Genomic DNA, 10489 nt, shown 5'->3' with positions numbered 1-10489 from the left:
GGTTTCCTTGTACGACCGTCTCAGGGGAAAAGTGCCGCCTTATGGCTTTAGTGTTGAGGATATCGGGTTTGTTATCACCATTGACAAAGCAGGTAATCTTGTCGAACAGCCCGAAGACCTACGGACTAAAATAAAGGCAAACACCTATGATTTCCGGGAATCAATGGCTCCCTTTTCCAATCAGGTAGATGTTCGATCCGGCAATGCCGCTACCACTCCGAACTTTATGGTGGATAAGGCAGACTACATTTTCGGGATGTCGGGTAATTTAAAAAAAGATGTGTATCATGACTCTTTCAAGAAACGAATTGATGAGGTCTGTGGTGAATCTCGTGATGAGGGTGTTGTTGCGGTAAAGTCTTTCCTCTCTAATTGGAATCCGGAGACTTCCGCTGACTTGAGAGACTGGAAAGAGATATGCGGAATTCACGGGAAATGGGTCGCCTTTCGATTGCAGGGTGATTCCAGATTTCTCCATGAACGCCCGGAGGTAACAAAGCTCTGGTCTGATTTTATAGCAAAGGAAGAGTTCTCACTCGGGGTCAGTTTTCTCGATGGTGAAATTCACAATCTTCAGCCGCAGTACGCACAGTTCAAGTTCGGTTCCGGAGCATCGTTGGTCTCATTCAATGAAGTGGCTTATGAGTCCTATGGGAAAAAGAAAGGAGAGAATGCCCCCATCTCAGTCGAGGCAGAATTTAAAAGTTCTACGGCGCTCAAATATTTGTTGCGCAGCAGAACTCAACGGATTCGGATAGGTGATGCAACCACCGTTTTCTGGGCGGAGCGTGCTTCGCCGATTGAGACTTTTTTCGGACAGGTAATGAACCCGTCCATTGAAGACCAGGCTGCTGCGATTCCAGTCCAAAAGTTTCTGGAAGCCGTGCGCCAGGGATCGTTACCCCACGAACTCGAAGCTGACAAGAATCTTAAGTTTTATATTCTTGGACTTTCTCTCAACAAGGCGCGGCTGGCCTTGCGGTTTTGGCATGTCTGTTCTGTAAGTGAGCTGATGGGCCGGTTACGGGATCATTTCAGCAATCTGGAAATGGATCATTCCGATAAGGATATTCCGTTTCCCGGAGTCTGGCATCTGCTCAAGGAAACCGCCCGAGAGACCAAGGATATTTCCCCGGTATTGGGCGGAGCTTTGACTCGCTCAATCCTCACCGGTGCTCATTACCCGCAGAGTCTTTATCAGGGAGTAGTAGGACGAATCAGGGCTGATGGCCGAGTCAACTACCTTAGAGCATCAATATTAAAAGCGGTCTTACAACGAAACTACAAAAAGGAGGTTCCAATGTCTTTAGACACAGAAAGAAAGGATGTTTCATATCTGCTGGGAAGGCTGTTCGCTGTATTAGAAAAGGCACAGACAGATGCGATCAAAGTTAAAGCAACGATTAAAGATCGCTTTTTTAGCGCGGCATCAGCTCCGGTAAATTAAAAAAAAAAAAAAAAATTAAAGGAGGAGAAAATGAATAAGACAATAAAAAACCGTTATGAATTCATTTTGTTGTTTGATGTGAAAAATGGCAACCCGAATGGTGATCCTGATGGAGGGAATATGCCACGCATCGACCCAGAGACGGGACACGGTATCACAACGGATGTCTGCTTGAAGCGCAAGATTAGAAATTACGTGGACTTGGTAAAGAAAAATGATTCTCCTTACGAAATACATGTCCGTGAAGGCGCATTTCTTTCGGAGCATCATAGACGGGCTCATACGGCTTTGACTGATGAAAAATTGTTTGTCCATGTGCCGTCTGATTTACTGGATGAACTGGCTAACTATCAGGGCTATCCTGAAGGAGTTGGTTTTGAAAATGAGGGTATTTATCTCAAACTTAGTGGTGATATAGACAAAGCCAAAAAAGCAGTTGTTAAATTAAAAGATATTTCTGATGCGTCCATGGCCAAGCTTAAAGAGTTGTTTGTTGATAGCAAGGAGATGGTAGCAAAAAAATGGATGTGTAAGAATTTCTTTGATGTACGAACTTTTGGAGCAGTAATGTCCACAGGTGATAAAACATGTGGACAGGTTCGAGGCCCTGTTCAGCTTGGTTTTGCAAGAAGTATCGACCCAATTGTCGGCTTGGATATAGCTATGTTCAGGACAGCAGCAGTTACAGTTGATAAACCAGATGATAAGGGACTTGGAGCAAGGAAGGCAATTGTCCCCTACGGCCTGTATCGTGTCCATGGGTTTATTTCCGCTCCTTTTGCTAAACAGACTGGATTCTCTGAAGAGGATTTGAATCTGTTCTGGAATGCTCTGCAAAACATGTTTGATCACGACCGGTCTGCTGCCCGTGGCGAAATGGCAGCCAGGAAATTGATAGTTTTTAAGCACGAAAGTGAACTTGGCAGTGCACCGGCGCATAAGCTCTTTGACCTTGTGAGCGTGACAAGAGTAAACGGCAACAACGACCCCGCACGGGCATTCTCAGACTATACTGTGTCAATAGATAATACAAATGTTCCGAAGGGTGTCACTTTAGAGGAGAAATTCTGAATGACTGAAAAGATACAACCACCACAACTCATCCCGCCTCACGGCGGCTACCGCAATCTGAGGTCCTATCAGACTGCTGAGCTTGTCTATGACTACACCGTGGTATTTTGCGACCGTTTTATCGACAAGAGATCGCGCACTCATGATCAGATGGTGCAGGCAGCGCGGAGCGGTGTGCAGAACATCGCAGAAGGAAGCATGGCTTCCGCAACCTCGAAGAAGACAGAGCTCAAGCTGACCAGCGTTGCCCGAGCGAGTCTGGAAGAGTTGCTACTGGACTTCCAGGCTTTTCTCCGGCAAAGGGGCTTGCGCATCTGGGCCAAAGATTCACCAGAAGCTCTTGCTGTGAGAAAACATTTTCAGTCCGACAGGCCAGACATGCCTGACAGGTCAGACCCTTATTCTTTAAAGACAGCTTCACCTGAGGTTGCAGCCAACACAATGATTTGCCTGACCAACCAGGCCAGCTATCTTCTTGGGCGGCAGCTTAAAAAGCTCGAACAGCAATTTTTGACAGAGGGCGGATTCACTGAGAGGCTCTATAATGCGCGATCACAAATGCGCAATGGGAGAAGGTAGACTTGAATTATTCCGAAGATGAACTCATTCAGCTTTCAGCTTTGCAGCACCTTGTGTTCTGCTCCCGGCAGTGCGCCCTAATCCATATCGAACAGGTCTGGAGCGAAAACCTTTTTACTGCCGAAGGCAGGATCATGCACGACAAGGTCGACACCGCAAACCGGGAATCAAGAGGCAAGATTCGTATTGAATACGGTGTCCCGCTGCGGTCATTGAGACTTGGATTGAGCGGCAAGGCGGACGTTGTCGAGTTCCACAAAAAGAATAACGGGACGTGGCAGCCTTTTCCTGTGGAATACAAACGCGGGAAACCAAAGATTGACGATAGCGATAAAGTTCAGCTTTGCGCCCAGGCGATTTGCCTTGAAGAAATGCTCAATGTCGAAATCAATAAGGGGGCTCTTTTTTACGGACAGACCCGGCGCAGGGAGGATGTGACTTTCGATAACGTTTTAAGAATCGAGACAGAAGAAACAGCGAGAAAGGTTCATGAGCTTATCGAATCGGGCATTACACCAAGGGCAGAATATTCGGCAAAGTGCAAAAAGTGTTCGTTGGTGGAACTATGCCTGCCAAAAACATGCAGTAAGGCAAGATCGGTGCGCAATTATTTACTTACGGCAACGGAGGAGGAATAAAGGACATGCCCATGAAGAAAAAGAAAGATAAAATTCCAATTCAAAGTGAGTTGATTCTCTATCAGACAGAGGACGGCAAAACCAGGCTTGAAGTCCGGCTGCAGGATGAAACGGTATGGCTTACTCAGAAGCTTATGGCTGAGTTATTTCAGACAACACCTCAAAACATTACTATACATCTTAAGAAGATTTTTTTTTTTTTTTTATTGGATGAAGAGGCAACTTGTAAGGATTATCTACAAGTTCAAATTGAGGGCGGCAGACAGGTAGAGAGACAGCAACGGTTTTATAGCTTAGATGCTATTATTTCCGTGGGGTACAGGATCAAGTCTCATGTTGCCACACAGTTCCGCATATGGGCCACCCAACGGCTGCGAGAGTATATTATAAAGGGATTCACGCTGGACGATGAGCGGCTGAAGCAGGCTGAAGGCGGCAATTATTTTGATGAACTGCTCGCCCGCATCCGGGACATACGGTCTTCTGAAAAGATGTTCTGGCGCAAGGTATTGGATATTTATGCTACCAGCATAGACTATGACCCGAGTAATGACCTTTCTCAGCAGTTCTTCGCTGTTATTCAGAACAAGATGCATTGGGCCGCCCATGGCCACACTGCCGCAGAGATTATCTACAAGAGGGCTGATGCCGGCAAACCTAACATGGGTATGACTACGTGGACAGGCGACAAGCCTCGAAAGACTGACACCGAAATCGCCAAGAATTATCTGAACGAGCAAGAGTTGGATGTGTTAAACCGCATCGTCACCATGTATCTCGACTTCGCCGAGCTTCAGGCCCTGAACCGCAAGCCTATGTATATGCGTGATTGGATTGCGAAGCTGGACGATTTTCTAAAGCTGACAGGCAGGGATATTTTGAGCCATGCGGGGAAGATCACACATGATGAGGCGCTGCAAAGGGCACACGCTGAATATGAGCAGTACCGGACAGATCGGCTGAATGAACCTTCGCAAGTGGAGCGTCAATTTCTTGAAGCGATAGAGAAAACAAAGCGGATAGAAAAATCAGGTAAGCGTGGGCCAGGGAAGAAATGAAAAAACATCTCAACACATTATTTATCACAACACAGGGGTCATATCTTTTCAAAGAAGGTGAAACGGTTGTTGTAAAGGTTGAGGACGACATCCGTCTTCGTGTTCCAATTCATACGCTCGGCGGGATTGTCTGCTTTGGACAAGTATCGTGCAGTCCGTTCCTGATGGGCTTTTGTGCTGAGAGCGGTGTAGCAATAAGCTTCATGACAGAGAACGGCAGATTCCTCGCAAAAGTCCAAGGGCCTGTGTCCGGCAATGTCCTTCTGAGACGTGAGCAGTACCGTCGCGCCGACGATTGCAATGCATCTGTAGAAATTGCCAAAGCAGTACTGACCGGAAAGATCGCCAACTGCCGTACCGTGCTTTCACGTGTGCTGCGTGATCATCCTGAGAAGGTTGACGCCGGAGAAATCACAAGGGCGGTCAATAAATTCAACAGCGCAATGAGAAGTTTGCAGACTGAGTCAGATTTGGAAGTCCTGCGCGGGATAGAAGGCGAGTCGGCTAATACGTATTTCGGCGTATTTGATCATTTGATTACTGCACAGAAAGAGGATTTCAGATTTTATGAACGCAATCGTCGTCCGCCATTGGACAATGTAAATTGCCTGCTGTCTTTTTTGTATACAATAGTAATGCACGATATGCGTTCAGCGCTTGAAACCGTGGGGCTTGACCCTGCGGTTGGTTTTCTTCACAGGGACCGTCCGGGCAGGTACGGGCTTGCCCTGGATATGATGGAAGAATTCAGGCCGTTCCTTGCAGACCGCCTCACTCTTTCATTGATAAATCTTTGTCAGGTGCAGGGAAAGGGATTTGAGAGGAAAGAGTCGGGGGCTGTGATGATGGATGACGATACGAGAAAGACTGTGCTGGTCACATACCAGACCCGTAAGCAGGATGAGATAATGCATCCGTTCCTGAAAGAGAAGGTCACAATTGGATTGCTGTTTCATACGCAGGCGTTGCTTATGGCGCGGTATCTGCGCGGCGATATGGATGCATATCCGCCGTTTATATGGAAGTAAAGGAGGAAAATGTTTGTACTAATCACTTATGACGTGACTACAGACAATAATGCCGGACAACGGCGCCTGCGCAGGGTGGCGAAGGCATGTCAGGATTACGGTCAGAGGGTGCAGTATTCTGTGTTTGAATGCATCGTTGACCCTGCTCAGTGGACCATGCTGAAAGACCGTCTGATTTCTGAGATCGATACTGGAAAAGACAGTCTGAGATTTTATTATCTTGGTGCAAACTGGAAGCATCGCGTGGAGCATGTTGGAGCAAAAGCAGGTGTTGACCAGGAGGGGCCGTTGATTGTCTAAGATGTCATTGCGAACCCTAAGTTCACATAGTTTACGTGTAGCGTTCGCAGGACGTTTAAACTGATTTGAATAAATATGTTAGTAAAATGTTCTTTGACAACAGAAGTATTTATGGGATAGATTTTAAAGGGTTCGCAAAGAATAGCGGATTTTTGTTTTTGATATATTAAGTTGGATGTAAAGAGTCGCGCCCCGCGCGGGCGCGTGGATTGAAACGAAAATCCCGATGGCTCTCGGTCAGCGACAATAACGTCGCGCCCCGCGCGGGCGCGTGGATTGAAACGGCATCCGGGTGCTGCGCCAGCCACGTAACCCACGTCGCGCCCCGCGCGGGCGCGTGGATTGAAACAATAGGATGTCAACAGAGAATATTAAAACAATATCTCTTGACGGCTTTATTTAAGAACCTCTATAATCATTTAAAGTCATTCCCACTGGCCCTGTTAAAAAGCCCTGCGTAAAAAGTATTTGACTTTTACCCTATTTTGAGCTATACTAATTATTTACTTTGGCTTTTTTTTATATTGGGGGCATTGTTTTATCCCTCTGCAATTTATAGGAGTTATCAATATAAAATGATTGAGATCAGATGGCACGGGCGGGGCGGTCAGGGAGCCAAGACCGCGGCTTTGCTACTGGCCGACGCCGCATTGTCGGCCGGCAAGTATGTGCAGGCCTTTCCCGAGTATGGACCGGAACGGATGGGCGCCCCGGTGCAATCGTTCAACCGCATCGACGAAAAACCCATCCTGATGCATTGCCCGGTGAAATCTCCCAGCGTGGTGGTGGTGCTGGATCCTACTTTAATGGCTTCGGTCAATGTCATCGCCGGACTGGGAAGGGATGGCACGTTAATCATCAACACCGGGCTGGATGCGGTGGAGATCAAGAAGTCCGTCAAGTTTGACGGCAGGATATTCACGGTGGACGCATCCAAGATATCCGAGGAGACCATCGGCAAGAAGATCCCCAATACCCCGATGCTGGCGGCCCTGGTGAAGATCACCGGGATTCTGGATTTCACGAGCATGATGGAGGACACCGAGAAGAAGCTGGCCAAGAAATTCGCCCACCGGCCGGAGGTAATCGAGGGGAACATCCAATCCATGAAGCGGGCGGCAGAGGAGGTAAAATCGGCATGAGCGAGTTGAGGAAATACCATGAACTGGCCCTGGGGGGGAATATAGAGAAGGGCGGCACCGCCGCCGGGTTCAAGACCGGTGACTGGCGAAGCTCCAAGCCGGCATACCACCCTGAGAACTGCATCCAGTGCCTGTTCTGCTGGGTCTACTGCCCGGATTCGGCCGTCATCTTAAAGGACGGCCAGGTGACGGGCTTTAACCTGGACCACTGCAAGGGCTGCGGCATCTGCGCCCACGAGTGCCCGGGCAAGAAGAAGGTCAAGGCCATCACCATGGTTGAGGAGGTCAAGTAGCATGCAGAAGACAATACTGGCCAAGACCGGCAACGAGGCCATGGCCTATGCCATGAAGCAGATCAATCCCGACGTGGTGGCCGCCTATCCCATTACCCCGGCCACCGAGATCGTTCAGATATTTTCCCAGTATGTGGCCGATGGCGATGTCAAGACCGAATTCGTGGCGGTGGAGTCCGAGCATTCGGCCATGTCGGCCTGCATCGGATCGGCCGCGGCCGGAGCCCGCACCATGACCGGCACCAGCTCCCAGGGCCTGGCTTTGATGTACGAGATGATTTACATCGCGGCCGGACTGCGCCTGCCCATCGTGATGGCCGACGTCAACCGGGCGCTGGCGGCCCCCATCAACATCCACTGCGACCACTCCGACACCATGGGCTGCCGCGACGCCGGCTGGATACACATCTTCTCCGAGAACGCCCAGGAGGCCTACGACAGCATGATCCAGGCGGTGCGGATCGCCGAGCACCAGGACGTCCGCTTGCCGGTGATGGTCACTACCGACGGCTTCATCATCTCCCACGGCATGGAGCGGATAGACACCCTGCCGGACAATGAGGTGCAGGGCTTCATCGGCAAATACGATCCCATGATGCACCTTTTGGACGTCAAGCAGCCGTTCACCATGGGGGCCATCAACCTGACCGATTATTACTTCGAGCACCGCCGGGCCATGGTGGACGCCCAGAACAACGCCCTGAAGGTCATTAAAGAAGTAGGCCAGGAATTCGGGAAGAAGTTCGACGCCAACTACGGCCTGATCGAGAAATATCAATTGGATGACGCCGAGGTGGCCATCGTGGCTTTGGGCTCCACCTGTGGCACCGCCAAGGTGGTAATAGACCAACTGCGGAAACAGGGGGTCAAGGCCGGACTGCTCAAGGTCCGCGTCTTCCGGCCATTCCCGACCGAAGAGATCGTCAAGGCCCTGGAAAACATCCAGACGGTGGCGGTGCTGGACCGCTCCGACTCGGTGGGCGGTTTCGGTGGCCCGGTGTTTACCGAGATCCGCTCGGCCCTGTACGGCTCGGCCAAAAAGCCCCAGATAGCCGGCGTGGTCTACGGCCTGGGCGGGCGGGAGATAGACATGGAGCAGATCGAAGGTTTGTTCCTGGACCTCAAGTCCGGAAAGGTCAAGGCCGACTCGGTGAACTATCTGGGGGTCAGGGAATAGACCAAAAATAAAAAAGCAAAAATCAGAAATTAAAAACCCTGATTCAGTTTATCAGTAATTTAGAACTTTTTTCAGGAATATAAAAAAAGTAATGGAGACTATCGAAAAATGGGGATAACGTATTTGAAGGTCATGGTTATAAATCCAGAACACCCCCGGCGAAAAAAGGAGTGCGAGTTCCTGGTGGATTCGGGCGCGATTTATTCGGTTTTACCGCAAAAGGTATTGCAATCTCTGGGCATCAAACCGACATCACAGCAGGAATTTATTTTAGCCAACGGCGAGATAATAATAAAGCCTGTAGGCAACGCCTACTTCGAATATCATGACAAGGTGCGGGCGGCCCCGGTCATCTTCGGCGATGAGAGGATATATCTAATCGGAGCCACCACTTTAGAAGCCCTGGGCATGGTGTTAGATCCCATCGGACGCAAGCTGAAACCGCTGCCGATGGTGCTTATGTGATGGGTTAGACAGGACGAGTTGGTTACAATAGAACCGATGCATCACCTTCAGCTATGGCTGGGGCGGGCGGGAGATCGACCTGGAGCAGATCGAAGGCCTGTTCATGGACCTGAAGGCCGGCAAGGTCAAGGCCGATTCGGTTCAATACTTAGGCGTTCGCGAGTAGTCTTAAACATTATATTACGCAGAATATGTAATACTCATGAAAAGCAAGGAAGTAATCAGTAAACTTACTCAAGTATATTTAAATTATGGCATTGTCCCCATTGGGGGAAAGCCAGAGTTAGATTTACCGGAGGTTAAACAAAGTATAAAAATTGAAGCAGTATTTGATGATTACGATAAAGTCCAATTGCTGACGTATGATCCTTTACAAAAGCGTTTCTTTGGTGTTAAAGGTTGGTATAAAACACATAATGCGAAACCGGGTGACGCTATAGTTATTGAACCAGTGATACCTGGCAAACGTTATCGTTTTCGTTTCTGCCCTAAAAAATATGAAGAGGTTTTATTAGAAGAAAATCTTCTGGAACGAATTAAAGTAAGCAAAAAATCAGGGCGTGGAATTTCAATAGTAGGAAAACCGATAAACTACGGTGGTCTTATTTATGGACCAGTAAATGAATTGGGTGTTGTCCTCCTTTTTGGTATGATATTTGAGGAGTTAGGAATTATAGTAGAGGAGGTTAAAAGTGGTTTCCCTGATGCAACTATCAGGAGGTTTAACGGCAAAGGTTGGACAAGAGAATTAGTTGAATTTGAATATGAGAGTTTAAATTTTAAACAGCACAATCACTCGGTAAGTGGTTGTGATATGATAATATGTTGGTCTCATAACTGGAAAGACTGCCCTCTTGAAGTATGCGAGATGGAACCTTTGTTGAAATTATTGCCAAGAGATAAATTAGAAAAAGTTTACCCTGGTATTTAAAAAATGGGAACTAATAAAGATATACAATCACCCAAAAACATTTTTGTGTTTAATTTGGGTAGGTTATGGCAAGAAGCCAGTACAGAGCGTTGGGATAATGTGATGTACCTTTATGAATTCATACAGGAGATCACGCATAATGTGTTACTGGAGAAGTACTCAAAAAAATTAATGGAATTGCGAATTGCAATAGAACGTAAAGATTGTAACTCTGTTGATAAAACATTGGAAGCAATTTTAAAATGGTAGTAAAAACATTGTTGTTTACAAGGAACAAGAAAAGTCAAAACAGTTAAATCTATTAGAGAAAAGCGCCAAGTACCGCAAAAAGGGCAACAATTCTGGTGTAATTGAAAAAAG

At 47.9% G+C, this 10489-nt stretch carries 13 protein-coding genes and 1 CRISPR repeat array; all 13 genes read left to right on the top strand.

What is annotated here, in order from left to right; genetic code table 11:
* Nucleotides 1-1447: type I-C CRISPR-associated protein Cas8c/Csd1 (gene cas8c, locus HY768_06930; protein ID MBI4726943.1), on the top strand; the 1447-nt coding region annotated here is incomplete at its 5' end.
* A 30-nt stretch (nt 1448-1477) separates the two neighbouring features.
* The gene (gene cas7c, locus HY768_06925; GenBank protein MBI4726942.1) at nt 1478-2518 is read left to right on the top strand and encodes a type I-C CRISPR-associated protein Cas7/Csd2; all 1041 of its coding nucleotides are present in this window, start codon (nt 1478-1480) and stop codon (nt 2516-2518) included.
* The gene (locus tag HY768_06920; protein MBI4726941.1) at nt 2519-3097 is read left to right on the top strand and encodes a four helix bundle protein; all 579 of its coding nucleotides are present in this window, start codon (nt 2519-2521) and stop codon (nt 3095-3097) included.
* Between the two features lie 2 nt (nt 3098-3099).
* Entirely contained in the window at nt 3100-3735 is a 636-nt protein-coding gene (gene cas4 / locus HY768_06915; protein ID MBI4726940.1) for a CRISPR-associated protein Cas4, read from the top strand.
* An 11-nt stretch (nt 3736-3746) separates the two neighbouring features.
* Nucleotides 3747-4793, top strand: coding sequence for a virulence RhuM family protein (locus tag HY768_06910; GenBank protein MBI4726939.1), 1047 nt, complete (start codon nt 3747-3749; stop codon nt 4791-4793).
* Nucleotides 4790-5821, top strand: a complete 1032-nt coding sequence (gene cas1c, locus HY768_06905) for a type I-C CRISPR-associated endonuclease Cas1 (protein MBI4726938.1) — start codon at nt 4790-4792, stop codon at nt 5819-5821. Before HY768_06910 ends, cas1c begins: the two co-directional genes overlap by 4 nt.
* Before the next feature lie 9 nt (nt 5822-5830).
* Nucleotides 5831-6121: a CRISPR-associated endonuclease Cas2 gene (cas2, locus tag HY768_06900; GenBank protein ID MBI4726937.1), complete on the top strand. Its 291-nt coding sequence runs from the start codon at nt 5831-5833 to the stop codon at nt 6119-6121.
* A gap of 182 nt (nt 6122-6303) precedes the next feature.
* Nucleotides 6304-6470: a CRISPR direct-repeat array (repeat unit 32 nt; unit sequence GTCGCGCCCCGCGCGGGCGCGTGGATTGAAAC).
* A gap of 226 nt (nt 6471-6696) precedes the next feature.
* Nucleotides 6697-7263, top strand: coding sequence for a 2-oxoacid:acceptor oxidoreductase family protein (locus HY768_06895; GenBank protein ID MBI4726936.1), 567 nt, complete (start codon nt 6697-6699; stop codon nt 7261-7263).
* Complete coding sequence (locus tag HY768_06890; GenBank protein ID MBI4726935.1) at nt 7260-7556, top strand: hypothetical protein; 297 nt, start codon at nt 7260-7262, stop codon at nt 7554-7556. Before HY768_06895 ends, HY768_06890 begins: the two co-directional genes overlap by 4 nt.
* 1 nt (nt 7557) lies before the next feature.
* On the top strand, nt 7558-8733 hold the full coding sequence (porA, locus tag HY768_06885) for a pyruvate ferredoxin oxidoreductase (GenBank protein MBI4726934.1): 1176 nt from the start codon (nt 7558-7560) through the stop codon (nt 8731-8733).
* Between the two features lie 108 nt (nt 8734-8841).
* Entirely contained in the window at nt 8842-9198 is a 357-nt protein-coding gene (locus HY768_06880) for an aspartyl protease family protein (GenBank protein MBI4726933.1), read from the top strand.
* A gap of 202 nt (nt 9199-9400) precedes the next feature.
* Nucleotides 9401-10129 carry a hypothetical protein gene (locus HY768_06875; protein ID MBI4726932.1) on the top strand — a complete coding sequence of 243 codons (729 nt, stop codon included), beginning with the start codon at nt 9401-9403 and terminating at the stop codon, nt 10127-10129.
* A gap of 3 nt (nt 10130-10132) precedes the next feature.
* Entirely contained in the window at nt 10133-10378 is a 246-nt protein-coding gene (locus HY768_06870; GenBank protein MBI4726931.1) for a hypothetical protein, read from the top strand.
* Nucleotides 10379-10489 lie beyond the last annotated feature (111 nt).

The organism is candidate division TA06 bacterium (genome assembly GCA_016208585.1).
GTDB lineage: Bacteria > Edwardsbacteria > AC1 > AC1 > EtOH8 > UBA5202.
Note: the sequence above shows the minus strand (reverse complement) of the source record. Positions and strands in the feature narration are given on the sequence as shown.